The 24,842-nt window shown below is 70.5% G+C and carries 23 protein-coding genes and 1 pseudogene; 8 read left to right on the forward strand and 16 right to left on the reverse strand.

What is annotated here, in order from left to right; all coding sequences use genetic code 11:
* Nucleotides 1-28 precede the first annotated feature (28 nt).
* Complete coding sequence (glnA, locus tag ABZ374_RS01515; protein ID WP_360304885.1) at nt 29-1,438, forward strand: type I glutamate--ammonia ligase; 1,410 nt, start codon at nt 29-31, stop codon at nt 1,436-1,438.
* Between the two features lie 408 nt (nt 1,439-1,846).
* Here the strand turns inward: glnA and ABZ374_RS01520 are convergent, their stop codons facing one another.
* Nucleotides 1,847-2,704 carry a hypothetical protein gene (locus ABZ374_RS01520; RefSeq protein ID WP_360304887.1) on the reverse strand — a complete coding sequence of 286 codons (858 nt, stop codon included), beginning with the start codon at nt 2,702-2,704 and terminating at the stop codon, nt 1,847-1,849.
* A gap of 217 nt (nt 2,705-2,921) precedes the next feature.
* Here ABZ374_RS01520 and ABZ374_RS01525 point away from each other — a divergent pair, with 217 nt between their 5' ends.
* Nucleotides 2,922-4,406, forward strand: coding sequence for a hypothetical protein (locus ABZ374_RS01525; protein WP_360304889.1), 1,485 nt, complete (start codon nt 2,922-2,924; stop codon nt 4,404-4,406).
* Nucleotides 4,407-5,051: 645 nt separating this feature from the next.
* On the opposite strand, the gene ABZ374_RS01530 is transcribed toward ABZ374_RS01525, so the two are convergent.
* From ABZ374_RS01530 to lpdA, 3 genes are all read right to left on the reverse strand, one after another.
* Nucleotides 5,052-5,945 carry a TIGR01777 family oxidoreductase gene (locus ABZ374_RS01530; RefSeq protein ID WP_360304891.1) on the reverse strand — a complete coding sequence of 298 codons (894 nt, stop codon included), beginning with the start codon at nt 5,943-5,945 and terminating at the stop codon, nt 5,052-5,054.
* Nucleotides 5,946-6,058: 113 nt separating this feature from the next.
* Nucleotides 6,059-7,840, reverse strand: coding sequence for a 2-oxoglutarate dehydrogenase, E2 component, dihydrolipoamide succinyltransferase (sucB, locus tag ABZ374_RS01535; RefSeq protein WP_360304893.1), 1,782 nt, complete (start codon nt 7,838-7,840; stop codon nt 6,059-6,061).
* A 71-nt stretch (nt 7,841-7,911) separates the two neighbouring features.
* On the reverse strand, nt 7,912-9,300 hold the full coding sequence (gene lpdA / locus ABZ374_RS01540; protein ID WP_360304895.1) for a dihydrolipoyl dehydrogenase: 1,389 nt from the start codon (nt 9,298-9,300) through the stop codon (nt 7,912-7,914).
* A 279-nt stretch (nt 9,301-9,579) separates the two neighbouring features.
* Between lpdA and ABZ374_RS01545 the strand changes: the two genes are divergently transcribed.
* The gene (locus tag ABZ374_RS01545; protein ID WP_360304897.1) at nt 9,580-9,903 is read left to right on the forward strand and encodes a hypothetical protein; all 324 of its coding nucleotides are present in this window, start codon (nt 9,580-9,582) and stop codon (nt 9,901-9,903) included.
* Nucleotides 9,904-9,991: 88 nt separating this feature from the next.
* Here ABZ374_RS01545 and ABZ374_RS01550 read toward each other — a convergent pair whose 3' ends face one another.
* The 5 genes and pseudogenes from ABZ374_RS01550 to ABZ374_RS01570 form a co-directional block, all read right to left on the reverse strand.
* Nucleotides 9,992-11,500 (reverse strand): leucyl aminopeptidase, encoded by a 1,509-nt coding sequence (locus tag ABZ374_RS01550; RefSeq protein WP_360304899.1) that lies wholly within the window; start codon nt 11,498-11,500, stop codon nt 9,992-9,994.
* 157 nt (nt 11,501-11,657) lie between these two features.
* Nucleotides 11,658-12,440, reverse strand: coding sequence for an adenosylcobinamide-GDP ribazoletransferase (locus tag ABZ374_RS01555; protein WP_360304901.1), 783 nt, complete (start codon nt 12,438-12,440; stop codon nt 11,658-11,660).
* On the reverse strand, nt 12,437-13,477 hold the full coding sequence (locus ABZ374_RS01560; protein ID WP_360304903.1) for a nicotinate-nucleotide--dimethylbenzimidazole phosphoribosyltransferase: 1,041 nt from the start codon (nt 13,475-13,477) through the stop codon (nt 12,437-12,439). Before ABZ374_RS01560 ends, ABZ374_RS01555 begins: the two co-directional genes overlap by 4 nt.
* Nucleotides 13,474-13,680: pseudogene (locus ABZ374_RS01565) on the reverse strand (nicotinate-nucleotide--dimethylbenzimidazole phosphoribosyltransferase); the annotation flags it as partial. The gene ABZ374_RS01560 and the pseudogene ABZ374_RS01565, both read right to left, overlap by 4 nt.
* Nucleotides 13,681-13,737: 57 nt before the next feature.
* Nucleotides 13,738-15,051: a bifunctional adenosylcobinamide kinase/adenosylcobinamide-phosphate guanylyltransferase gene (locus ABZ374_RS01570; protein ID WP_360304905.1), complete on the reverse strand. Its 1,314-nt coding sequence runs from the start codon at nt 15,049-15,051 to the stop codon at nt 13,738-13,740.
* A 94-nt stretch (nt 15,052-15,145) separates the two neighbouring features.
* On the opposite strand from ABZ374_RS01570, the gene ABZ374_RS01575 reads away from it, so the two are divergent.
* Nucleotides 15,146-15,352 (forward strand): hypothetical protein, encoded by a 207-nt coding sequence (locus tag ABZ374_RS01575; RefSeq protein WP_360304907.1) that lies wholly within the window; start codon nt 15,146-15,148, stop codon nt 15,350-15,352.
* Between the two features lie 67 nt (nt 15,353-15,419).
* Here the strand turns inward: ABZ374_RS01575 and ABZ374_RS01580 are convergent, their stop codons facing one another.
* The 3 genes from ABZ374_RS01580 to ABZ374_RS01590 all read right to left on the reverse strand — a co-directional run bounded on the left by ABZ374_RS01580 (nt 15,420) and on the right by ABZ374_RS01590 (nt 17,873).
* Nucleotides 15,420-16,418: an aldo/keto reductase family protein gene (locus ABZ374_RS01580; protein WP_360304909.1), complete on the reverse strand. Its 999-nt coding sequence runs from the start codon at nt 16,416-16,418 to the stop codon at nt 15,420-15,422.
* An 82-nt stretch (nt 16,419-16,500) separates the two neighbouring features.
* Nucleotides 16,501-17,271, reverse strand: a complete 771-nt coding sequence (locus ABZ374_RS01585) for a methyltransferase domain-containing protein (protein ID WP_360304911.1) — start codon at nt 17,269-17,271, stop codon at nt 16,501-16,503.
* Nucleotides 17,268-17,873: a DUF3043 domain-containing protein gene (locus ABZ374_RS01590; protein WP_360304913.1), complete on the reverse strand. Its 606-nt coding sequence runs from the start codon at nt 17,871-17,873 to the stop codon at nt 17,268-17,270. Before ABZ374_RS01590 ends, ABZ374_RS01585 begins: the two co-directional genes overlap by 4 nt.
* Nucleotides 17,874-18,072: 199 nt before the next feature.
* Between ABZ374_RS01590 and ABZ374_RS01595 the strand changes: the two genes are divergently transcribed.
* Together ABZ374_RS01595 and ABZ374_RS01600 are read left to right on the forward strand one after the other, a co-directional pair.
* A complete protein-coding gene (locus ABZ374_RS01595; protein WP_360305453.1) occupies nt 18,073-18,831 on the forward strand; it encodes a PspA/IM30 family protein in 759 nt (252 codons plus the stop codon).
* Entirely contained in the window at nt 18,828-19,121 is a 294-nt protein-coding gene (locus ABZ374_RS01600) for a hypothetical protein (RefSeq protein ID WP_360304915.1), read from the forward strand. The genes ABZ374_RS01595 and ABZ374_RS01600 overlap by 4 nt, the downstream gene beginning before the upstream one ends.
* Nucleotides 19,122-19,209: 88 nt before the next feature.
* Here the strand turns inward: ABZ374_RS01600 and nadA are convergent, their stop codons facing one another.
* Complete coding sequence (gene nadA, locus ABZ374_RS01605; protein WP_360305455.1) at nt 19,210-20,403, reverse strand: quinolinate synthase NadA; 1,194 nt, start codon at nt 20,401-20,403, stop codon at nt 19,210-19,212.
* Nucleotides 20,404-20,589: 186 nt separating this feature from the next.
* On the opposite strand from nadA, the gene ABZ374_RS01610 reads away from it, so the two are divergent.
* Nucleotides 20,590-20,943: an iron-sulfur cluster assembly accessory protein gene (locus ABZ374_RS01610; protein ID WP_126638364.1), complete on the forward strand. Its 354-nt coding sequence runs from the start codon at nt 20,590-20,592 to the stop codon at nt 20,941-20,943.
* Nucleotides 20,944-21,017: 74 nt separating this feature from the next.
* Here ABZ374_RS01610 and ABZ374_RS01615 read toward each other — a convergent pair whose 3' ends face one another.
* Both ABZ374_RS01615 and ABZ374_RS01620 read right to left on the reverse strand, forming a co-directional pair.
* Nucleotides 21,018-21,635 (reverse strand): hypothetical protein, encoded by a 618-nt coding sequence (locus ABZ374_RS01615; RefSeq protein ID WP_360304917.1) that lies wholly within the window; start codon nt 21,633-21,635, stop codon nt 21,018-21,020.
* A 70-nt stretch (nt 21,636-21,705) separates the two neighbouring features.
* Nucleotides 21,706-21,918, reverse strand: coding sequence for a hypothetical protein (locus ABZ374_RS01620; RefSeq protein WP_360304919.1), 213 nt, complete (start codon nt 21,916-21,918; stop codon nt 21,706-21,708).
* Nucleotides 21,919-22,097: 179 nt separating this feature from the next.
* Between ABZ374_RS01620 and ABZ374_RS01625 the strand changes: the two genes are divergently transcribed.
* A complete protein-coding gene (locus ABZ374_RS01625) occupies nt 22,098-23,075 on the forward strand; it encodes a carbohydrate kinase family protein (protein ID WP_360304921.1) in 978 nt (325 codons plus the stop codon).
* A gap of 332 nt (nt 23,076-23,407) precedes the next feature.
* On the opposite strand, the gene ABZ374_RS01630 is transcribed toward ABZ374_RS01625, so the two are convergent.
* The gene (locus ABZ374_RS01630) at nt 23,408-24,829 is read right to left on the reverse strand and encodes an aminotransferase class V-fold PLP-dependent enzyme (RefSeq protein ID WP_360304923.1); all 1,422 of its coding nucleotides are present in this window, start codon (nt 24,827-24,829) and stop codon (nt 23,408-23,410) included.
* Between the last annotated feature and the right edge of the window lie 13 nt (nt 24,830-24,842).

The following is a 24,842-nucleotide window of genomic DNA, read 5'->3' on the forward strand; positions in this document are numbered from 1 at the left end:
GCGCCTGGCGCCGGGTCGAGGAGGATTGATGTTCAACAACGCCGAAGAGGTGTCGCGATACATCGCCGACAACGACGTCAAGTTCGTCGACGTTCGTTTTTGCGACCTGCCTGGCGTGATGCAGCACTTCACGGTCCCGGCGAAGACGTTCGACCCGACCGAGACGCTGGCGTTCGACGGATCCTCGATCCGCGGCTTCCAGGCGATCCACGAGTCGGACATGGCGCTTCGCCCCGACCTGTCCACGGCGCGGCTCGACCCGTTCCGCAAGGACAAGACGCTCAACATCAACTTCTTCATCCACGACCCGCTGACGGATGAGGAGTACAGCCGCGACCCGCGCAACGTCGCGAAGAAGGCCGAGCGCTACCTCGCCGGCACCGGGATCGCCGACACGGCGTACTTCGGCCCCGAGGCCGAGTTCTACGTGTTCGACAGCGTGCGCTTCTCGACCGGCGCGAACGAGTCCTTCTACCACATCGATTCCGAGGCGGGCGCCTGGAACACCGGTGCGGAGGAGAACAACCGCGGCTACAAGGTCCGCTACAAGGGCGGCTACTTCCCGACCCCGCCGGTCGACCACTTCGCCGACCTGCGCGCGGAGATCTCCCTGGAGCTGGAAGCCGCGGGCCTGGAGATCGAGCGCCAGCACCACGAGGTGGGCACCGCCGGCCAGGCCGAGATCAACTACAAGTTCAACACGCTGCTGGCCGCGGCCGACGACCTGATGCTGTTCAAGTACATCGTCAAGAACGTCGCGTGGCGCAACGGCAAGACCGCGACCTTCATGCCGAAGCCGATCTTCGGTGACAACGGCTCGGGCATGCACTGCCACATGTCGCTGTGGACCGACGGCTCGCCGCTCTTCTACGACGAGCAGGGCTACGCGGGGCTGTCCGACACCGCCCGCTACTTCATCGGCGGCCTGCTCAAGCACGCCCCGTCGCTGCTCGCCTTCACCAACCCGACGGTGAACTCGTACCACCGCCTGGTCCCGGGCTTCGAGGCGCCGGTCAACCTGGTCTACTCGCAGCGCAACCGCTCGGCCTGCATCCGCATCCCGATCACGGGCAGCAACCCCAAGGCCAAGCGCGTCGAGTTCCGCGTCCCGGACCCGTCGGCCAACCCGTACCTGGCCTTCGCCGCCCAGTTGATGGCGGGCCTGGACGGCATCAAGAACAAGATCGAGCCGCTGGAGCCGGTCGACAAGGACCTGTACGAACTGGCCCCCGACGAGCACCAGGCCGTGCCCCAGGTCCCCGGCACCCTCGCCGAGGTCCTCGACGCGCTGGAAGCCGACCACGAGTACCTCCTCGAAGGCGGCGTCTTCACCCAGGACCTGATCGACACCTGGATCGAATACAAGCGCACCAAGGAAATCGACCCGGTCCGCCTGCGCCCGCACCCGCACGAGTTCGAACTCTACTTCGACATTTAATCGTCGGAGCAAGCGACCCGCGTCGCCGAGCCGTACAGGCTCCCTGACCAACCCGGCCGCCCATCAGTGGGTCGTCGTTGGTCGGCGTCGGGCAACGCTGCACGGCCCCGAGACGGCCCCGGAGACCACGAGTCCCGGGGCCGTCTCGGCGTTGACGGGATTCCGTGTGCGGGCTGTGGCACCCGACCCCGTTCCGCTGCAAGACTCGGTCAATGAAAATCGGGGAGCTGACCCGCGACGCCGTCATGCAGGCCCTTGCGGAGTGCGATCGACCGGAACCGAAGAGTTCCTCGAGACCTACGGCTTCAGGCCGGCCCGAAAGTACGTTCTTGCTTGCATGTGCCGGACAGCAACTCGAATCCCCTCAGGGCCCATCGTTGACTTCGCCGATGGGCCCTGGCGTGTCGGCTACGCCGCAGGTATTTCGGGGATGCGCCAGACAATCCCGAACCGCTCGGCATCGGGCAGTCCGAACGGGCCAACCGGGCCGATCTGTTTGATCAGATAGCCGAAGATCATGTGATGTGCTCCCTCCGACACCTCATCCCAGGTTTCCGGAGTCACGATCATCACCTCGCGCATCAAGCTCAGGTCCGACTCGTTTTCCAGCATCTCCGCTCGTTCGTCTCGGTCCATCGTCTCGTCGGCGCGCATGGCGCGGATCGATTCCGCGAGAAGGTTGGGCTCTCGGCCCAGCCGCCGGAGGATCTCCTGGCACCCATATCGGAAAGCTGCCTGCGCATTGATGGCCTCGCGGTCGGGATTGCCGTAGCCGTACGGCGCGCCCTCCTCCGCCCCGACGTAGTCACCTTTCAGCATGTGCAGCAGGACCCGCAGCGTGTGTTCGACTCCCTGTTCCTCGATTTGCCGAGCCATGATGCGGACCCAATCGTCCTCCGACATCAGTGGTTCGTGCGGCACGGCGAGCGACGGATGGATCTCGATGGCACTGAAGGGGTTGATCACCACGCCCATGACCTGCTCCGGTGTCCACTTGCCGTCCTCACCTCCCCAGCCGCTGTTGACGAGCTCCTGGAACGACTTCAGCGCGCCGGATTCTCCCTCACCGATCGCGCGCCACAGCGGCAGGAACCTGGCTGTCTCGGACTCCTCGTCCCGGGGTGGGCTGCACAGCCCGGCGAGGACCACGACGATGTCGTGGACGGTCTCCCAGCGCGGCACCCGTATCCCGTTGACGGCAGAGCGCACGGTTTCATGGCTGGCGTCCGACAACTGGTCGTCGCGGCTGCGGATGAGGGTGCTCACCTTGCGAAAGCTCGAGCGTCCTGCCGCGCGGTGCAGTTCCTGTAATGCCTCGACCAACTCGCGGTGTGAACCCGTCGGTTGGGGTGTGCTGTTGGACGCTGCCAAGGGGATTCCTCCGTGCTTGCGGTGTCAAGTTTCGCCAACACGGTAGAAGTCGCAGGCCAGGGCCGAGTCAGTATTCGTCAAGTTCGCCGTTGCGCCCGCCAAACCGTGACTTGTGGCCGATCGGCGAGGTCAGCATGGAGGAGGCGCCGAAGGAGCGCCCACCTCCGAGGAGTTGCCCCGTATGCATATCCCTGCCTATGCCCATGCCACCATCCGCGCCGCCTTGCCCAACATGCCCACGTCGCGACACGTGGGTGGGCTGGACTGCTGTCTCTGCGACGATTCGTTCGGTGAGGACCTCGCCGCCATACCGCTCGGGCCGACACCGACGTCCGGGCTGTTCGGGTGCCGCCCCTGTCTGACCCGGTCGGTCACCCGGGCGCGACGGACCCGCGACGCCGCACGGGTCCAGGATGCCGAGCGGGCACGAGCGGAGGCTGCGGCCTGGATGCCGGTGCGAGAACGCCATCTCGGTCGGCTCGTCAGCGTGCGGCAGGCTGCCGAGGCCGTGGCCGACCTGGCCCGGGGCGACGACACCGCGGCACTGCGGGTCGCATGGCTGCTGATCTCGCTCGAGTCCGCGTACACCTGGGTTCCGGAAGTGCCGGAACCGCCCGCCTCGGTGGATCGCGAGCTCTCGGAGTTGAAGGACGAGGCCTTCCGGCTCGACCTGGCGATGATTACGGCGCGCGAGGCAGTGTCGGAGCGACTCGCCTATCACCTGATCAACGAGGTACAGCCCGACGAACCGGAGATGTGCGAGGAGTTCGAGTGCCCGGAAAGTTGTTCGGGACGTCATGACTCCACACACATCGACTGTGGGCCTGACGCCGTCTTCGACGATCTGGTCGAGCACGGGATCACCGTGGAGAAGCCGCAGCCCGAACCATTGTCATCCAGGCTCGCATCTCTCGTGGGGAGGACCGAGTCCGAGGAGGAGCGTTCCCTGCCGATGGACATCGAGGAACAAGCCCCCACCGTCTTGGCCCACTTCGGCATCGATGCGGACGACACGGACGTGCTTTTGAACGCCGCTGCGGTCGGTCTGGTCTCCGACGCATGGCGCGAGGGGCCGCTGGACGAGATCCATGCGGCCGATGACGGGCCGAGTGACGGGGAGGTTTTCGCACAGAGCGTCGATCTCTACCGCAGAGCTCGCGCGTCGTTGGTGGCCGCCCGGGACGACGGTCCGGAGGCGCTGCTCGCGTTCGTGGCCGTCGCCTCGAATCTGGACCTGCCGTGGGCCGGCGGCTCCCGCTTTGTATTGCGAACAATGTCCGAATCCGGGGCCGAGTTCGTTCGGCACATCGACGACCGGGTCTGGTTCACCGCGGAGATGATGCGTAAACAGGGTTGGCGCGCGGGGCTGTTGCACCGAGCCATGTCGGCGGCGTTCACCGCGTCCACACACTTCGGCATGCCGGGATGGTCGGCTGCCGTCACCTCGGCGATGGAGCGTCTCGCTGCGGCGGATCGGTCGGACGCCCCGGAGGCGCTGACCGACCTCGCGGCGGTGGAGGCCGCGTTGCACGAAGCTCCGGACCGCCTGGGTGCGGACGCTCTCGACTGGATTTCCCGCCGGGCCCTTTTCGGCTAGCGCACCCACTCGGCTCACCCGTTCCTTGACAGACCCGAGTCGGGTAGGTCCTTGCACCGGAACGAAGCATTGATGCACCCGGCTCCCGGAGAGTCGGCGGGCGACATTTTCCTCCGGGCCCCGGCACCCGAGGAAGTCGCACAGGGGTGTGGTCCCCGACTCCGCATACCGACATCAGCGGTTCACCGGGTACGTGACCCGACACGCCGGCCGGGGCGGCACGAGGTATCGACATGTTTAAAAATACCGATACAACTGCGACCTACGACGAATCGACGATCGGGGTTCCGACCGGACAGCGAGAGGACGGAGCCCTGTGAAGTGGGACGAGATGACCCTCGTCATCCTTGCCGCCTTCGGCTGCGTCACGCTGCTCCTTACGCAGATCACAGAGGTGCTGTCGCGATTGCCACAGATCATTCGTGCCTGGCGGCAGGTGCGGTGCGAACTGAACCGGGGCACCGATCCCGGCTCTCGGGATCACCCGGAAACAGTCGACGCTCCGGACGCGCGTACGGCTGACCCCCCTCGGTAGGGGGCGGATTCCGGATCGAAGCACCACCAGGGGTGAGCCCGATGGAAGACGAGGCCGTCGACCGCTGCGGACAGCGCGGTCGGCGGTCTTTTTCGTGTGCCCTGTGGGGGTCAGTTCGTCAGGGCCGCGGCGATGGCCGGGGTGATGGTGGGGTGGGTGAAGGTGAAGCCGGAGGTGAGGAGGGCTCGGGGGAGGGCGCGTTGGCCGGTGAGGATTTCGGCGCCGAACTCGCCCAGGACGGCGCGTAGGGCGAAGGCGGGGGCCGGGAGGATGGTGGGGCGGTGCAGGGCCCGGCCCAGGGCCTTGGTCACCTCGGCGTTGGTGACCGGGTGCGGGGCGGTCAGGTTGACCGGGCCGGCCAGGTCGGGGTGGTCGAGGGCGTGGCGCATCGCGGCGATCTCGTCGGCGAGCGAGATGAAGCTCCAGTACTGCCGACCCGAGCCGAGCCGGCCGCCCAGACCCGCCTTCACCAGCGGGAACATCGGCCCCAGCGCGCCTCCCGAACGGGCGAGCACCAGCCCGGTCCGCAGGTGCACGACCCGGATGCCGGCCTCGGCGGCGGGTGCGGTGGCGGCTTCCCATTCGACGCACAGGCCGGCCAGGAAGCTGCTGCCGGCCGGGAACGACTCGTCCACCTCGCGATCGCCGGTGTCGCCGTAGTAGCCCACTCCGGAGGCGGACAGGAGTACGCGCGGCGTGGGCTTCAGGCCGGCCAGCGCGCGGGCGACGGCCGCGGTGCCCAGGACTCGGCTGTCGTGCAGTTCGCGCTTGTACGCCGCAGTCCAGCGCTTGTCGCCGACGCCGGCGCCGGCCAGGTGCACCGCCGCGTCCACGGGGCCGAGCGCGGCGGTGTCCACGGTGCCCGCGTGCGGGTCCCAGCGGACCTCGTCCGGCTCGGTGGGGGCCCGGCGGACCAGCCGGACCACCTGGTGTCCGTCGGCGGTCAGCGAGCGGACGAGAGCGGAACCCAGGAGGCCGGACGAACCGGTTACGGCGATACGCATGTCGTCATCCTTGCCCACCGGGCGGCGGAACGCCGAAGGCGGCCCGGACGAGATGTCCGAACCGCCTTCGCCGAATGACCGCCCGCCGCGCGACGTGCCCGCGGCGCCGCGTCCTAGAGGCCGAGGTCGCCCTCGAAGGCGCCTTCCTCGAGACGGGTCTTCACCGTCTGCAGGAAGCGGGCCGCGTCCGCGCCGTCCACCAGGCGGTGGTCGTAGGACAGGGCCAGGTAGACCATCGAACGCACCGCGATGACCTCGCCGAGCGTCGAGTCGTTGACCACGACCGGGCGCTTGACGACCGCGCCCGTGCCGAGCATCGCGACCTGCGGCTGCGGGAAGATCGGCGTGTCGAACAGCGCGCCGCGCGAACCGGTGTTGGTCAGCGTGAACGTGCCGCCCGCCAACTCGTCCGGGCTCACCTTGTTGGTGCGGGTGCGCTCGGCCAGGTCGGAGATCTTGCGCGAGAGACCCGCGATGTTCAGGTCACCCGCGTTGTGGATGACCGGGACCATCAGGCCGCGGTCGGTGTCCACGGCGATCACCAGGTGCTCGGCGTCGTGGTAGGTCACGGTGCCGGCGGCCAGGTCCATCGACGCGTTCAGGACCGGGTGGACCTTGAGCGCCTCGACGGCCGCCTTCGCGAAGAACGGCATGAACGACAGCTTGACGCCCTCACGCGCCACGAAGTCGTTCTTGGCCCGGTCGCGCAGGCGGGCGATGTTGGTGACGTCCACCTCCACGACCGTGGTGAGCTGGGCCGAGGTCTGCAGCGACTCGACCATGCGCTTGGCGATCACCGTGCGCATGCGCGAGAGCTTCTCGGTGCGACCGCGCAGCGGCGACGGCTCGACCGCGGCCGGAGCCTTGGCGGCGGGCGCGGCCGGGGCGGCGGCCGGAGCCGATGCCGCGGCGGCGGCCTGGGCCGCCTGCTGCTTGCGGGCCGTCTCCAGGACGTCCTGCTTGCGGATGCGACCACCGATGCCGGTGCCCGCGATCGCGCCCAGGTCCACGTTGTGCTCGGCGGCCAGCTTGCGCACGAGCGGCGTGACGTACGCGCCGTCCGCCTCGGCCGGCGGGGTGAGCTGCGGGGCGGCCGGCTGCGCGACCGGAGCCGGAGCGGGCGCCGGAGCCGGCGTGGGCGCGGGCGCCGGAGCGGCCTGCTGAGCCGGCGCGGCAGCGGCCGGAGCCGCCGGAGCCGCCGGAGCCGGAGCCGCCGGGGCGGGAGCGGCAGCCGGAGCGGGCGCCGCCGGAGCGGGCGCCGCGGCCGGCGCGGAACCGGGCGCGCCGATGATGGCCAGCTCGGCGCCGACCTCCACCGTCTCGTCCTCGGCGACGCTGATCTTCAGCAGCACCCCACCGATCGGCGCCGGGATCTCGGTGTCGACCTTGTCCGTCGAGACCTCCAGGAGCGGCTCGTCGGCCTCGACCGTGTCACCCTCCTGCTTGAGCCAGCGGGTGATGGTGCCCTCCTGCACGCTCTCGCCGAGCGCGGGCAGCAGCACCGGGGTGCCCTGCACGTCACCGGCGGGCGCGGCGGCGGGCGCGGCCTGCTCGACGGGAGCCGGCGCGGCCTCGACGGGCGCGGCCGGAGCCGGTGCGGCCGGGGCCGGGGCCTCCTGAGCCGGCGCGGCGGCCGGAGCCGGCGCCGCGGCACCGGTGCCGTCGTCGATCACGGCCAGTTCGGCGCCGACATCGACCGTGTCGTCTTCCTGGGCCTTGATGGACACCAGAATGCCGGCGGCGGGGGAGGGGATCTCGGTGTCGACCTTGTCGGTCGAGACCTCGAGCAGGGGCTCGTCCAGCTCGACGCGCTCACCCTCCTGCTTGAGCCAGCGGGTGATGGTGCCCTCCTGCACGCTCTCGCCGAGCGCGGGCAGTGTTACGGAGACCGGCATGGGTCAATGACTCCTTCTCAACGCTTCAAGGCGTGTGTCTTGGATGACGGGGCGCGATTGGGGGCGCGTCGTCAGTCGTGGACGTGCAGCGGCTTGCCCGCCAACGCGAGGTGGGCCTCGCCAAGCGCCTCGGACTGCGTCGGGTGCGGGTGGATGAGCTGGGCGACCTCGGCCGGCAGGGCCTCCCAGTTGTAGATCAACTGGGCCTCCGCGGTCAGCTCACCCATGCGGGCGCCGACCATGTGGATGCCGACGACCGGGCCGTCCTTGACCGAGACGACCTTGACCTGGCCGGTCGTCTTGAGGATCTGGCTCTTGCCGTTGCCACCGAGGCTGTAGCTGATCGTCGCGAGCTTGTCCGAGCCGTAACGCTCGACCGCCTGCGCCTCGGTGAGGCCGACCGAGGCCACCTCCGGGTCGCAGTAGGTCACGCGCGGCACACCCGCGTAGTCGATCGGCACCGGGTTCAGCCCGGCGATCCGCTCGGCGACCAGGATGCCCTCGCCGAAACCGACGTGGGCGAGCTGAAGGGTGGGGATGAGGTCGCCCACGGCCGAGATCGTCGGCACGTTGGTGGCGCAGTACTCGTCGACCAGGACGTAGCCGCGGTCCATCGCGACGCCGGCCTCCTCGTAGCCCAGGCCCGCCGAGACCGGGCCGCGACCGACGGCGACGAGCAGCAGCTCGGCCTCGATCTGCTTGCCGTTCTCCAGCGAGACCCGGACACCCGCGTCGGTGTACTCGACACCGGCGAAGCGCGAACCGAGTTCGAACTTGATCCCGCGCCGACGGAAGGCGCGCTCCAGGAGCTTGCTGCTCGCCTCGTCCTCCAGGGCCACCAGGTGCGGCAGCGCCTCGACGATGGTCACGTCGACACCGAAGGACTTCCAGGCACTGGCGAACTCGACGCCGATCACGCCGCCGCCCAGGACCACCGCGGACTGCGGGACCCGGTCGAGCACGAGCGCGTGGTCGCTGTTGATCACCCGGTTGCCGTCGATCTCCAGGCCCGGCAGCGACTTGGGCACGGAGCCGGTCGCGAGTACCACGTGTCGACCCTCGTAGCGCTGCCCGTTCACCTCGACCGCGGTCGGCGACACGAGCTTGCCGGCGCCTTCGACGACGGTGATGTTGCGGCTCTTGATCAGCCCGGTCAGGCCCTTGAACAGGCGCGAGATGACGCCGTCCTTGTACGCGTGCACGGCCGAGATGTCGATCCCGTCGAACGTCGACTTGACGCCGAACTGCTCGCTCTCACGGGTCTGGTCCGCGACCTCGCCGGCGTGGAGCAGCGCCTTGGTCGGGATGCAGCCGTTGTGCAGACACGTGCCGCCGAGCTTGCCCTTTTCGACCAGGACGACCCGCATACCCAGTTCGGCCGCGCGAAGGGCGCACGCATAGCCGCCGCTCCCGCCTCCGAGAATGACTACATCGAAAACGGCTCCGGCGTCGTTCGCCACGTCACGTCCTCCTGTGATTGCGATGCCCACCCGCGCGGGACGCGGCGGGTAGCACCCCCTTCTTGTGGAAGGTCTCAAGTGCCGGTACAACATCCTCCCACTTGTCGGGAGCGACCGAGCACTCCGCCCCGGTGTTGCCTGTCCCACAAGGGCCGCGCCGAAATGGCGGATCGGGGGCACAACGGGCCGTTGCGGCTCGTTGTTCCGGCACGATCACGACCTCCGCGCGGCGGACCGACGTGGAGGACACGCGCGTACGACGACAGGAAGGAAATCCCCGTGGGGTTGTTCCGACGCAAACGCGGTGCCGGCCCGGAGGCGCCCGATCGCAGGCAGGCCGCCGCTGCGGCGGCGCACCTGAGCGAGTTCGCGCGCAGCCGCAAGGGAGTCGAGGCGTACATCGAGCCGGTGACCACGCTGAGCGGGACCACTGTGGTGTTCATCGCCGACACCGGCGAGTGGACCCGCCGTCGGGTCGCCGATCCCGGCGCCGCGCGCGGCCTCGCGCGCAAGCTGGGCATCCCGGTGTACGAGGCGGCCCTGGTGGGCTACCCCAAGCGCATGCGCGAGTGGACCCGCCGGCAGTCCGCCGACGGTTCCTGAGCGGCCCGGGTCGCACCGCCAGCCCGGCCGGGGCGCCTGCGTGCCCCGGCCGGGTCGGATCGAACGAGCGGCGACGAGCGGCCGTCGATCAGATCCGGTTGTCCGCCACGTCCTGCGCGACCTGGAGCAGCGAGCGCACGGCCACGCCGGTGCCGCCCTTGGACCGGTAGCCGCCGGCCTCGCCCTCGTGGAACGCCGGACCGGCGATGTCCAGGTGCGCCCAGCTCACGCCGTCGGCCACGAACTCCTGGAGGAAGATGCCGGCGATCAGGCCGCCACCCATCCGCGAGCTGCCCATGTTCTTCAGGTCCGCGATCGGCGAGTCCATCTGCTTGCGCATGTCCGCCGGCAGCGGCATCGGCCAGGACTGCTCGCCCGCACGCGTCGCGGCGTCGTGCACCGCGTCGCGGAAGGTGTCGTCGTTGGCCATGATCCCGTACATGTCGTTGCCCAGGGCGACCATCATCGCGCCGGTCAGCGTCGCGACGTCGATCAGCATCTGCGGCGATTCCTCGCACGCCCGGGTGATCGCGTCGGCCAGGACCAGCCGGCCCTCGGCGTCGGTGTTGAGCACCTCGACCGTGCGACCCCCGTACATCCGCAACACGTCGCCGGGACGGATCGCGGTGCCCGAGGGCATGTTCTCGGCCAGCGCGAGCCAGCCGGTCACGTTGACCTCCAGGCCCAGCCGCGCCACGGCGGTGACCGCGCCCAGGACGGCCGCCGCGCCGCCCATGTCCATCTTCATCGTCTCGTTGGAACCGGCCGGCTTGAGCGAGATGCCGCCCGAGTCGTAGGTGATGCCCTTGCCCACCAGCGCGATGGTGCGCTTGGCCTTGGGGTGCGTGTAGCCCAGCCGGACCAGCCGCGGCTTGTTGGCCGAGCCCTGACCGACGCCCAGGATGCCGCCGAAGCCGCCCTTGGCGAGCGCCTTGTCGTCGAGCACCTCGACCTTGAAGCCCGCGTTCTTGCCGGTGTCCACCGCGATCGCGGCGAAGTCCTTCGGGGTCAGGTCGTTCGGCGGGGTGTTGACCAGGTCGCGGGCGTGGTTCACGCTCTGCGCGGCGATCTCGGCGCGCTCCACGGCGGCCTTGGCGGCCTTGTCGCGGCCCTTGATGCCGAGCAGCACCACGTCCTTGACCGCGTCCTTGCGACCCTCGCGCGACTTCTCCCGGTAGGTCTCGAACGAGTACGCGCCGAGCAGTACGCCCTCCCCGAACGCACCCACCGCCTCCGCACCGGCCAGGGGCAGGGCCACGCCCGCCTTCTTGACGCCCGCGAGCGCCCGGGCCACGGTGCCGCCGGCGCGCCGCAGCGTCTCGTGCGTGAAGCCGTCGGCGGGCTGCTCGCCGAGGCCGATCACCAGCACGAGCGGGGCCTTGGCCGCGCCGAAGGTCGGGACGCGGTGTAGTTCGCCCTCGGCGCCCGTGGCGTCGAGGGCGGACAGGGTGTCGGTGAGTCGGCCGTCGAACGCGGCGGCGATGCTTTCGCTGCCGGCGGCGAGAACGGCGCCGTCCTCGCCCTTGACGGAGCCGATCACGAGCACGTCGGCGCGCAGGGAAAGGGCCGCGGTGGAGCCGATACTCAGTGTGGTCACGAGTGTCCTGTCTCTCATCTCTCGAGGATGTTGAGTGCCCACACGATCGGTGGGGCACCGACGCGGCGATCCTTGCTGAGGATGCCTCGTCGAGCGATAACGAGCCGTATGGAAGATACGTTCGCGTTCAGCATTTCACGCCTTCCCGGCAAACATCTCAGCCAGTGGACAGGACCAGCAACGCGACGCATCCGGAGATCTCCACGACGGCGCCCAGCACGTCGCCGGTGATCCCGCCGAATCGGCGGGTGGTGTGCCGCAACAGCAGGGCGCCGGCGGCCAGTCCGGCACCGACCGCAGCCGCCGCGCGCAGTGCTTCGGCGGGGCCCTGGAGCACGCCGTACAGCCCGGCGGCGGCGAGCAGGACCAGCGACCAGGCCAGGAGCACCGCGCGCCCGACGGTGCCGGCGACCATCGCGCCGAGTCCGTCGGGTCGGGCCGAGGGCACCCCCGGTCCGCAGGCAACCGACAGCGCGGCGCGGCCGGTCACCGCGGCCAGCACCAGACCCGCCGCGGCCGGCCCCGAGCCGTGCTGCTGGAGCCGGACCAGCGCGCCGACCTGGAGCAACACCAGGAACAACAGGCTGAGTACACCGAACGGGCCGATGTCGGACGCCTTCATGATCCGCAACGCGTCCGGTGCGGGCTTGGCCGAACCGAGGCCGTCGGCGGTGTCGGCCAGGCCGTCCAGGTGCAGCCCGCGGGTGAGCAGCGCCAGGGTGCCGATCGCGAGTGTCGCGGCGGTGAACGCGCCGGTGCCGGCCCGGGCGGCGAGCGCCAGCACGCCGGCCGCCAGACCGCCCAGGACCAGGCCGACCAGCGGCGCGCAGGCCATCGCCCGGCCGGCCACCGGGCGGTCCACCCGATCGACCCGGACCGGGATCACCGACAGGATGCCGAACGCCAGGCGCAGGCCGGCCGAGGTGGTACCCGAACTCACGGGGCGGGGTGCACCCGGGCCACCAGGTCGACCGCGGCACGCAGCACCGGCAGCGCGAGCAGCGCGCCGATCGCCTCCCCGCCCTTGACCTTGTAGTCCAGTACGGGTTCCAGGGCGAGCCGGTCCAGCGCCTTGACGTGGCCCGGCTCGGGGGTGACGTGGCCGGCCAGCCACCAGTCGGGGGAGCGGTACGAGATGCGCTGCGCGACCAGCCCGGCCGCGGCGGTGGCCACGTCGTCCAGCAACACCGGGGTGCGCCGGATCGAGCACTGGAGCAGGAATCCGGTCATCGCCGCGAAGTCCGCCCCGCCGCTGACGCCGAGCAGCCGCATCGGGTCCCCGAGCACCGGCCGGGCCCGGCGCAGCGCGTCGCGGATGGTGGCGCACTTGCGGATCCAGGTCGCGTCGTCGATGCCGGAGCCGCGACCGATCACAGCCGCCGCGTCCATCCCGGTCAGCGCGCCGATCAGCACCGCGGCCGGGGTGGTCGCGGCCGCGCCCAGCGAGCCGAGCAGCAGCACGTCGGCGCCCGAGTCGATCTCCGCGTCGGCGCTGTCCATACCGATCCGGAACGCCCGCTCGACCTCGCCGGGGGCCAGCGCGTCGGCGGTGTCCACGGGCGCGGACGCGCGGCGGATCCGGTCCCGCGAGACATGCTCGGGGAACGCGTCGGGTTCGGCGTCGACGGCGATGTCGACGATCCGGATCGGCGCGCCGACGGCCGCCGCGAAGGTGGCCGCGGCCGAGGTGCCCTCCAGGGTGGCCCGGACCTCGCGCGCGGTCCAGCCCGGTCGGCGGACCGACACGTCGTGGGCGGCGACGCCGTGGTCGGCGGCGAACAGCACCACGCGGGGCGCGCCGATCGGCGCGGTGGTCTTGCCGCCCTGGGCCGAGGCGAACCAGATCGCGAGATCTTCGAGTCGGCCGTAGGCGCTCGGCGCGCCCGTCACGGCGATGAGGTGTTCGCGCACGCGGGCGCGGGCGTCGTCGTCGGGGCGCTCCACCTGTGCGGCCAGGGAGTCGAGGTCGATTGTCACCCGGTCAGGGTAGTTGCGTGGTCGGACCTGCGGCGACGGGTGCTCGGTCGGCGCGGCCGGCCGCGCCGAGGGTGGCCCGGACCTCGCGCGGTCCAGCCCGGTCGGCGGACCGACACGTCGTGGGCGGCGACGCCGTGGTCGGCGGCGAACAGCACCACGCGGGGCGCGCCGATCGGCGCGGTCGTCTTGCCGCCCTGGGCCGAGGCGAACCTCGGCGCGGCCGGCCGCGCCGGGGTGGGCGGCCGGGGCCGCCCCGACGGTCAGGACGCCGCGTGCCGGGCGCGGCGGGGGAGGCTGCGCAGGGTGAGCACCTGGCCGGCGACGACCAGCAGCACCTCGTCGGATTCGCCGGCGATGGTGGCGTTGAGTCGGCCGAGTTCGTCGCGGAAGCGGCGGCCGGCCGGCGTCGGGGGCACCACGCCGCTGCCCACCTCGTTGCTGACGCCGACCACCGGGACCCGGCAGGCCCGCCACGCGGCGGCCAGGGCGGCGATGTCGGCCCGGACCGCCTCGCGCCCGCCCGCCGCCCACCGCGCGTCGTCCCACGCGCCGTGCGTGTCCATCACCGCGGTCAGCCACAACGACAGGCAGTCCACCAGGAGCGGCTGCCGGGCCTCGGCGAGCAGCCGGGTCAGCTCGACCGTCTCGGCGGTGTGCCAGGTGTCCGGGCGTCGATCGCGGTGCAGAGCGATCCGCTCGGCCCATTCGGGATCGTCCTCGCGGGTGCCGCCGGTCGCCACGTAGAGCACGTCGGGGCAGGCCGCCAGGCGCCGTTCGGCCTCCGCCGACTTGCCCGAGCGGGCGCCGCCCAGGACCAGCGTGCGATGCGGGCGCGGTGCGGGCGAGGCGTCCGCGCCGACCCGGACCAGGCCGCCGTCGGGCACCGCGCGGGCGCCCCACGCGGCCAGCCGACGGTGCAGTTCCTCGCCCGGCGGCGACTCGTGCGACAGGTGTATCGCGAGTACGTCGGTGTCCTCGGTGACCGCACCGTCGCGGCGCAGCGTGGCCAGCCGCTCCGGCCACGAGACCACGTCCAGGAGCACCACGTCGTAGTGCCCGCCCTCGCGCGTCCAGGCCCGGACCGCCTCGGCCTCGGGTGGCAGCGTCGAGGGCGGCGCGTACAGCAGACGCGTCCCGTCGGTGCCGGTGACCTCGTACGCGACGCGGCCGGGTGTACCGCCGGGCAACACCCGTATGCGGTGCCCGTCCAGGTCGAGGGTGTCCTCCTCGGCCACCTGCCGCCACTGCGGTCCGCCCGCCGAGGGCGCGGGCAGCCAGGCCGGTGGTCCGGACGGCGCGATCACCTCGACCAGCCCGGCGGCGGGCAGCCAGGCCAGCGGCGCGGACTCGGCCGGACCGCTCAGGAGCAGTCTCCGCACCCCGGTCAGCGGGTGTCCGGCCCGTGCGGCCGCGTGCGCGGGTTCGGGCCCGCAGTCGAGCAGCAGCGTGCCGTCGAGCAGCACGCACGCGGGTCCGCGCACCACGGGACCGGTGCACCCCAGACAGGAGGCACAGGTGCAGAACGGCTGGGGCCAGCCCTTGGGACCGGCCGTGCCGAGCAGCGTCAGCTCCATGGGTGTCGTCGTGCTCCTGGCTATGAGGTGGTCGGGCTTGATCTACTGTGCAGGTCTTTATGACGGTCCGAGATCCCGAGGTGAGGAGCCCGACATGTCGTGGGTGTGGCGGTACGAGGACGCGAACGGTGCCCCGGTCGACGGACCGCAGGCAGAGGACTTCACGAACCAGTCGGACGCGGAGAGCTGGCTCGGCGAGATCTGGAAGGACCTGCTCGCGGCCGGCATCGAACAGGTGAGCCTGCTCGAGGACGACGCCGTCGTGTACGAGCACATGAGCCTGCGCGCCGCCGAGGGCTGATCCCTCCCGCGACCGAGCATGCGAGAGGCGCGGCCGAGGCCGCGCCTCTCATCATCCCAAGCGACCGCTACGGGCGAGTGGTCGGGCTCAGGGTGAGCGCCGGATCCCGGTTGACCACCGGGTCCAGGAGCACGTCGATCCGGGTCAGCAGGCTCTCGTCGAGCTTGACGCCGGCCGCCTTGACGTTCTCGTGCACCTGCTCCGGACGGGACGCGCCGATGATCGCCGCCGACACGTTCGGGTTCTGCAGCACCCACGCGACGGCGAGCTGGGCGAGCGAGAGCCCGGCCTCCTCCGCGAGCGGGCGCAACTGCTGCACCCGGGTGAGCACGTCGTCGGTGAGCATCCGGGAGACGAAGTCCTGGCCGCCCTTGTCGTCGGTGGCGCGCGATCCGGCCGGCGGCGGCTGCCCGGGCAGGTACTTGCCGGTGAGCACGCCCTGGGCGATCGGCGACCAGACGATCTGGCCCAGCCCCAGCTCCTCGGAGGCCGGCACCACCTCGGCCTCGATCACCCGCCACAACATCGAGTACTGCGGCTGGTTGGAGATCAGCGGCACCCGCAGCTCGCGGGCGAGTTCGGCGCCGGCGCGGATCTGCTCGGCGTTCCACTCGGAGACGCCGATGTAGAGCGCCTTGCCGGAGCGGACCACGTCGGCGAAGGCCAGCATGGTCTCTTCCAACGGGGTCGCGTAGTCGTAGCGGTGTGCCTGGTAGAGATCCACGTAGTCGGTGCCCAGCCGGGACAGCGAACCGTCGATCGACTCCAGGATGTGCTTGCGCGACAGACCCCGGTCGTTGCGACCGGGGCCGGTGGGCCAGTAGACCTTGGTGAAGATCTCCAGGCCCTCGCGGCGCTCACCCTTCAGCGCCCGTCCCAGCACCGATTCCGCCCGCGTTTCCGCGTAGACGTCGGCGGTGTCGAAGGTGGTGATCCCGCAGTCGAGCGCGGCCCGCACACACGCGAGCGCCGCGTCCTCCTCCACCTGGGAGCCGTGGGTGAGCCAGTTGCCGTACGCGATCGCGCTGATCTCGAGACCGCTGCGGCCGAGGTGTCGGAATTCCATGCGAACACCCTATGTCGGACGCCTCACGCGACGACGGCGGCATCACCACTCACACGGCTCCCATCGCGACGGCGGGTGCGGCTCAGCGCACCGTCTTCTCGCCGACCACGTGCAGGACCGGCGCGATCAACCGATACGGGTCGCGGCGGGACGCGTCCTCCTCGCAGGCGAGCAGGTTCGTCCATGCCTTCTGGCCGCGCGGCGGCTCGGCGTCGTCCGGCTGGAGACCGCTGAAGACGCCCACCCCGTACCAGTCCAGCACCGGCGCGCCCAGGTCGGCGAGCACCGTGCACAGGCCCTCGACGGTGTCCGCGCGCAACGTGCCGCCGGCCGGGTTGGGATACGTGGTCGCGGACAGGCCCTTGAGCGTCGCGGTCCACTGGGCCGCGGCGCCCGCGCGCATCGCCAACGAACCGGCGTTGCGCGAGGTGACCGAGATCAGCCCGCCCTGGGTCATCATCCGGGCCAGCGCGGCGAGCATGCCGTCCGGCTCGGGCTGGGCCTCCAGCACGTCGTGGCAGATGGCCAGGTCGAAGCTGCCCGGCGGGAAGTGCCGGCCGGCCTCGGCGCCGTCGCCCTCGACCAGGCGCATTCGCCCCTGCACATCCGAACTCTCGTGGACCAGATCCTCGTGCAGCTTGGTGAGCACGTCGGTATCGGTGTTCACCGAGGTGACGATGTGTCCGGCGCGGGCGAGCAGTATGCCGGGCGAGGCCGGTCCGCAGCCGACGTCCAGCACCCGCAGCGGGCCCCGGTCGCGCAGTCGCGTCATGTGCTCGGCCAATTGGCGGGCCACCAATTCGCGACGGACCTGGGTGTGCAGGTCGCCGGTCAGCCCGGTGATCGTGGTCATGTGACCTTCTCGCCTCGTTTGACCTGCGGCTTGGGCAGCCGCAGCCGACGGAGCTGGAGACTGCGCATCAGCGCGTAGGGCGTGACGCCCTTGAGGTTCTCCTTGGGGAACTTCGCCCGCAACGCCTTCTTCAGGCCCAGGTTGACCCGGATGGAGTCCAGGATGATCAGCAGGATCACCGCGATCCACAGGAAGAGCGAGAAGTTCTTCACCGCGAGGCTGGGCAGGATGCTCAGGATCAGGATGATCACGGCCGAGGGCAGGAAGAACTCGCCCACCGTGTAGCGCGCGTCGACGTAGTCGCGGGCGAACCGGCGCAGCGGCCCCCGGTCGCGGGCCGGCAGCGCCCGCTCGTCGCCGGTCAGCAGTGCCTGGCGCTGCGTCTCGCGCTCCTCGCGCATCCGCATCCGGGCCTGCTTGCGCGCCTGCTTGGGGTCCTTGGAGACGGACACCTTGGTCTTGCGGTTGGCCTGGGCGTCGCTGCGCTTGGGCGTCGGACGGCCCTTGGGGGCCTGGGGGTCACGGACGGCCTGCGAACCCTGGAGACGCTCCAGGGACTGCTCGGCGGTCTCGGGCTCTGCTTGGGAACGTCGTCGGAACACGCTCAAAGCCTACGTGTTCGAGCCGGTGGACATTTCAAGGCTCCCCGGATCCGGTGCGACCCGGATGCGGAACTCTCACGGGCGGGAACACGTCAAGTGAGGCAAAGCCCTGCTGCCACAAGGTCGCTTGGGCATTTAGGCTTCAGGGAGCAGCACGGGTTGCCTACGAAGGGGGCACGCGAGGCCCATGAGCGGTGTAATGAAGCGAATGGCGATGATCTTCCGCGCGAAGGCCAACAAGGCCCTCGACAAGGCCGAGGATCCGCGCGAGATGCTCGACTACTCGTACCAGAAGCAACTTGAGCTGTTGCAGAAGGTGCGCCGGGGCGTGGCCGATGTGGCCACCTCCCGCAAGCGGCTCGAATTGCAGATGACCGGTCTGCAACAGCAGTCGGGCAAGCTCGAGGACCAGGGCCGCAAGGCGCTGGCGCTCGGTCGCGAGGATCTGGCCCGCGAGGCGCTCATGCGCCGCTCGGGTGTGCAGCAGCAGATCTCGGACCTCGGTACCCAACACCAGAACCTCCAGGCGGAGGAGGAGAAGCTCGTCCTGGCCTCGCAGCGACTGCAGGCCAAGGTGGACGCGTTCCGTACCCGCAAGGAGACCATCAAGGCGACCTACACGGCCGCCGAGGCCCAGGCGCGGATCGGCGGCGCGGTCGCCGGCATCTCCGAGGAGATGGGCGACGTCGGACTCGCGATCCAGCGGGCCGAGGACAAGACCGCGCAGATGCAGGCCCGGGCGGGCGCGATCGACGAGTTGCTCGCCTCGGGCGCGCTCGACGACCCGACCGGGATGGCGAAGGACGACATCACCGCCGAGCTGGAGCGTTTGTCCAGTACGTCGGACGTGGAACTGGAGCTGGAGCGGATGAAGGCCGAGCTCTCCGGTGGCACCCCGCCGCCGGCGATCGGTCCCGGACAGCCCCGGCCGCGTTTCGACAAGGGAGACGGCACATGATCGTGCGGATCGTGGGTGAGGGCCAGCTCGACGTCGCGGCGGAGCATCTGGATGTGCTCAACCGCTTCGACGACGAGCTTCAGGTCGCGATCGAGGGTGGCGACGACGCCGCCTTCCGCGCGGCCTTGGATGCGCTCCTGTCCAAGGTCCGCGAGGTCGGCATCTCGGTGCCGAATGACGAGATCGTGCCCTCGGACCTGCTGTTGCCGGCCGGGGACGCGCATGTGGACGAGGTCAGGGAGATGCTCGGCGTGGACGGACTGGTCCCGGGGCGCCCCGGGACCACCTGACGCGTATCCGCTCTTCCGTGCTGCGTGTGGGCGGTGCGCCCCGGGGCTCCCGGGGCACACCGCCCGCTCACTGTCGTGGCCGGCCGCTTTACGGCAGGGCCAGCATGCGGTCGAGCGCGACCTTGGCGAACTTCTCGGTCTCCGCGTCCACCCGGATCCGGTTGACCACATTGCCCTCGACCAGCGATTCGAGCGTCCACACCAGGTGCGGCAGGTCGATCCGGTTCATCGTCGAGCAGAAGCACACCGTCTTGTCCAGGAAGACGACCTGCTTGTCGGGGTGTGCGGCGGCCACCCGGCGGACCAGGTTGAGCTCGGTCCCGATCGCCCACGCCGAACCCGGCTCGGCCGCGTCGAGCGTGTTGATGATGTATTCGGTCGAGCCGACGTAGTCGGCCGCGGTGACCACCTCGTGCCGGCACTCCGGGTGCACGAGCACGTTGACCCCGGGGATCCGGGCGCGTACGTCCTCGACCGAGCTCACGTCGAACCGCCCGTGCACCGAGCAGTGTCCGCGCCACAGGATCATCTTCGCCGCGCGCAACTGCTCGCGGGTGAGGCCGCCGTTTGGCTTGTGCGGGTTGTACAACACGCAGTCGTCCGGGCTCAGCCCCAGCTCCAGCACCGCGGTGTTGCGGCCCAGGTGCTGGTCCGGCAGGAACAGCACCTTCTCGCCCTGCTCGAAGGCCCAGTCCAGGGCCCGCTTGGCGTTGGAGGAGGTGCATATCGTGCCGCCGTTGCGGCCGGTGAACGCCTTGATGTCGGCCGACGAGTTCATGTACGAGACCGGCACGGTCGTATCCGCGATGCCCGCGTCGGCGAGCACGTCCCAGCACTCCTCGACCTGCTCCGAGGTGGCCATGTCGGCCATCGAGCAGCCCGCGGCCAGGTCCGGCAGGATCACCTGCTGGTCGTCGGAGGTGAGGATGTCGGCGCTCTCGGCCATGAAGTGCACACCGCAGAACACGATGTACGGCGCGTCCGGACGGGCCGCCGCCTCGCGCGCGAGCTTGAACGAGTCGCCGGTCACGTCGGCGAATTCGATCACCTCGTCGCGCTGGTAGTGGTGGCCCAGGATGAATACCCGGTCGCCGAGCCGCTCCTTCGCCGCCCGGGCCCGGGCCACCAGGTCCGGGTCGGACGGCGAGGGCAGGTCGCCGGGACACTCGACGCCCCGTTCGCTGCGCGGGTCGGCGGCGCGCCCGAGCATCAGCAGCGCGAGCGGCGTCGGCTGCACCCCGGGCGGCAGGTCCAGATCGTGTGTCGCGGTCACGGCGCGCACCTCTTCTCGTCTAATTGACACTAACAATCCTATCCTGTTCGTGTCAGGTTGACGAGAGTGGGGGTGTGCGACCATGAGTAAAACGCGAGGGCCCGAAGCATGATGTGGGAATAGGGCCGAGCCGCCGTCGGTTGCCGAGGGTGGAAGTGGCGTACGAATGTCGAACCACCACGTGGGAGCTTGCAGATGACTGTCCAGGACGAGACCACCACGACCGGTGGCATCCTCCTCAGCGATGAGGCGGCGGCCAAGGTCAAGACTCTGCTGGAGCAAGAGGGTCGCGACGATCTCGCGCTGCGCGTGGCCGTCCAGCCCGGCGGTTGTTCCGGCATGCGGTACCAGCTTTTCTTCGACGAGCGTTCGCTCGACGGCGACGTCGTGGCCGACTTCAACGGCGTCTCGGTCGTCACGGACCGGATGAGCTCGCCGTATCTGAGCGGCGCCACGATCGACTTCGTGGACACCATCGAGAAGCAGGGCTTCACGATCGACAACCCGAACGCGGCCGGTTCCTGCGCCTGCGGCGACTCGTTCCACTGATTCGTCGCTTCGCGACACCTCGACGCCGCGTCGGCCCACCAGGGCCGGCGCGGCGTCGCCGTGTGCGGGTTCGGTCAGCCCGCCGAGAACGGATTGCCGCCCGGGGTGATGGTCGCGCCGGTCTCCGCGTCGACGACGGTGCGGGCGCCCAGGGGTGTGGGAAGCGTCACGTTCACCGAATTCTCCACGGCCATGTCGGTGCACACGTCGGCCAGCGGGGTGATCTCCACCCGGATGGCCACCTGGCCGGCCGATTCGCGGGCGACGACCAGGCGGTCCCGCTCGCACTGGCCGGTCCACAACCACGCGGTCAGGGTGCGGCCGTCCGGGGCCAGGGTGTAACGGCTGAAGCGGGTGTCGCGCTGGGCCGGGTAGTAGGTGTGCGCCGCGCCGGGCGACAGGTTCGGGGAGGACGTCGAGCCGCCCGGGTTCGCGCCGTTGCCGGTGGCGGGTGCGCCCGGATGGGCCTGGGCGGGGCCGGCGGACGGTGCGGCCGGGTCGACGGCGGCGGGGCCGCCCCGGTCGGCCGGGCCGGCGATGCTCGGACGGGGCGAATCGTCGTCGCCGAGCACCGCCCAGGTGCCGCCGCCGATGCCGAGCACCGCGACGATCGCGAGCCCGACGATCAACGGCCGTCGGGGCGCGGTGGGTTCGGGTCGAAGGTCTGCGTCGTGCTCACCGTGGGTACGCATGCCGATCGGACGCGGGACCGGGCGGCGCGGTTCCCCGGAGGTCGGATCGGTCGCGGGCCGGCGCCGTGTTTCAGTCGCCGTACTCGGACATGCCGGCCACCAGGGTGGCGCCGTGCGCGGGAATCTCGGTGGCGGGGGCGTGCGAGCCGGCGGGCACGGCCTTGGCCGGCAGGCGCTCCGGGCCCAACGTGGTCCACGACGCGTCGATGTGACGGCAGTCACCGCGCAGGTCTTCGAGCGTCTCGGGCTCGGCCTGGGATCGCATCACGGGCATCGGGGACATTTCACGACTCCTTGTACCGGGGATCTTCAGCGTAGGTCGCACGGAGCGTGACGGCACGGTCTACCGACCGGTAGTTTTCGACCGGGTGCACGACCGAGGTGGGATAACGTGTGCGAGTTTCCCCCTTCTCGTACTCCCAGTACGCCACTTCCCCGTCCTCCACATAGGAGACACGCGCCATGCGCATTGCCGTGACCGGTTCGATCGCGACCGACCACCTCATGACGTTTCCGGGTCGGTTCTCCGACCAGCTCGTCTCCGACAAGCTGCACGTGGTCTCGCTGTCCTTCCTCGTCGACAAGTTGGACATCCGGCGCGGTGGTGTCGCGCCGAACATCTGCTTCGGCATGGGGTGTCTGGGGCTGTCGCCGATCCTGGTCGGTGCCGCCGGGGCCGACTTCGTCGACTACCGCTCGTGGTTGGACCGGCACCACGTGGACACCGAGTCCGTGCACATCTCGCCGACCCATCACACCGCTCGGTTCGTGTGCACGACGGACGAGGAGCACAACCAGATCGCGTCCTTCTATACCGGCGCGATGAGTGAGGCCCGCGAGATCGAATTGCGCCCGGTGGCCGACCGGGTCGGTGGCCTGGACCTGGTCGTGATCGGGGCGAACGACCCCGAGGCGATGTTGCGGCACAGCGACGAGTGCCGGGATCGGGGCTATGCGTTCGCGGCCGATCCCTCGCAGCAGCTCGCTCGGATGGAGGGCGAGGACATTCGGCGGCTCATCGACGGTGCGGCCTATCTGCTCACGAACGAGTACGAGAGTGCGCTGATCGTGCAGAAGACCGGGTGGTCGGAGGCCGACATCCTGAAGAAGGTGGGAGTGCGGGTCACCACGCTGGGGCCGAGCGGGGTCAAGGTCGAGCGGGCGGACGGGGAGACGATCGTCGTGCCTTGTCCTGCGGAGGACGCCAAGGTCGATCCGACGGGGGTCGGGGACGGGTTCCGGGCCGGGTTCCTGGCGGGGATCTCGTGGGGATTGTCGTTGGAGCGGGCGGCGCAGGTGGGGAACATGGTGGCGACGCTGGTGATCGAGACGGTCGGGACGCAGGAGTATTCGTTGCGACGGGCGTCGTTCCTGGGGCGGTTCGCGAAGGCCTATGGGGATTCGGCTGCGAGTGAGGTTGCGGCGCACCTGGCTTCGTGACGCACTCGGCCTTTGGCGGGCGGGTGGCCTCATGCGCTCGGTTGGGCCGGGTTTCGCCTCATGCGCCGGCGGGGCTGCTTGGCCTCAAGCGCCGGCCGGGCTGGGTTCGCCTCAAGCGCCGGCCGGGCTGAGTGGCCTCATGCGCCGGCCGGGCTGGTTCGCCTCAAGCGCCGGCGGGGCTGGGTTCGCCTCAAGCGCCGGCCGGGCTGGTTGCCCTCGTGCGCCGGGCGGGCTGGTTCGCCTCATGCGCCGGCGGGGCTGAGTGGCCTCATGCGCCGGCCGGGCTGATTGGGCCCGGCCGGCGTTTGGCGTTGGGTTGGGTGTGGTTTGGCTCAGGCGTCGGGTGGGGTGGGGGTTTGGTGGCGGCGGACTGTGTAGGCGGTGCCTTGGGGGTGGGGGGTGGCGCGGATGAAGTCGTGGCCGGTCATTTCGCACCAGGCGGGGATGTCGAGGGCTGAGGCCTCGTCGTCGGAGAGGACGGTGACCAGGGTGCCGTCCTCGACGTCGAGGATGCGTTTGGCCAACTCGATCACCGGGATCGGGCAGCGGCGGCCGAGGGCGTTGACGATCACGCCTTCGGCCGCGGCTTCGGGGGCTGCCGGCGTGGGGGTGTGGGCGACTGTCGCGCGGAGGTCGGCGATCAGGGGTGGGAGGAGGGCCAGGAAGCGGTCCACCTCGGCCTCGGCCGTGCCGCGCGGCAGCGATACGCGGATGTTGCCGTGGGACAACACCCCCATCGCCTCCAGGACATGGCTGGGGGTCAGCGTCGATGACGTGCACGAAGAGCCCGAGGAGACCGCGAAGCCGGCCTTGTCCAACTCGGTCAGCAGGGCCTCTCCGTCGACGTACAGGCAGGAGAAGGTGACGATGTGCGGGAGTCGGTCGACCGGATCGCCGACCACCTCGACATCGGGCACCGTCTCGCGAACGCGGGTGCGGATGCGGTCGATCAGGCCGGACAGTCGGCGGTCCTCCTCGGCCGACTCGGTGCTCACCGCACCCAGCGCGACCGCCGCCGCGACGATGGCCGGCACGTTCTCGAAGCCGGGTACCCGGCGCGCCTCGCGTTCGTCGTAGGGCAGCGACGACGAGAAGCGGGTGCCCTTGCGCACCACGAGCAGACCGACCCCCGCCGGACCGCCCCACTTGTGCGCGCTCGCGGTCAGCACCGACCAGCCGTCCGGCACCGACAGCCGGCCCACCGACTGCGCGGCGTCCACCAGCAGCGGCACGCCCGCCGCCTGACACGCCGTCACCACCTCGGCGATCGGCTGCACCGTACCCACCTCGTGGTTGGCGCTTTGCACGCACGCGAGCGCGGTGTCCGAACGAAGGGCCGAGCCGAACGCCGACACGTCGAGGCGGCCCGTACGGTCCACCCCCGTCCGGGTGATTTCCGCGACCGAGCCACGCTGCTCCGAACGAGCCGCGTGGGCGTCCGCGGTGTGCAATACGCAGGAGTGTTCGACCGCGCCGAGGACCAGGTGCGTGCCCACCCGACGACGGCCCGCGAGCACGCCGAGCATGCCCAACTGGACCGCCTGTGTCCCGGATGTGGTGAATGACACTTCATCAGATCGAGTGCCCAGTACGGATGCCACCGTCTCCCGCGCGGCGTCGAGGAGCATTCGGGCTCGTCGGCCGTCGTAATACCCGCGCGCGGGATCGGCCCAGCCCTCGTCGAGAGTGCTCAGGAAGGCCGCTTTCGCGGCCGGGTGCAGCGGTTCGGTGGAGGCCGCGTCGAAATACGCCATGCGTCGGACCGTA

It is taken from the genome of Embleya sp. NPDC005971 (genome assembly GCF_040629175.1).
GTDB lineage: Bacteria > Actinomycetota > Actinomycetes > Streptomycetales > Streptomycetaceae > Embleya.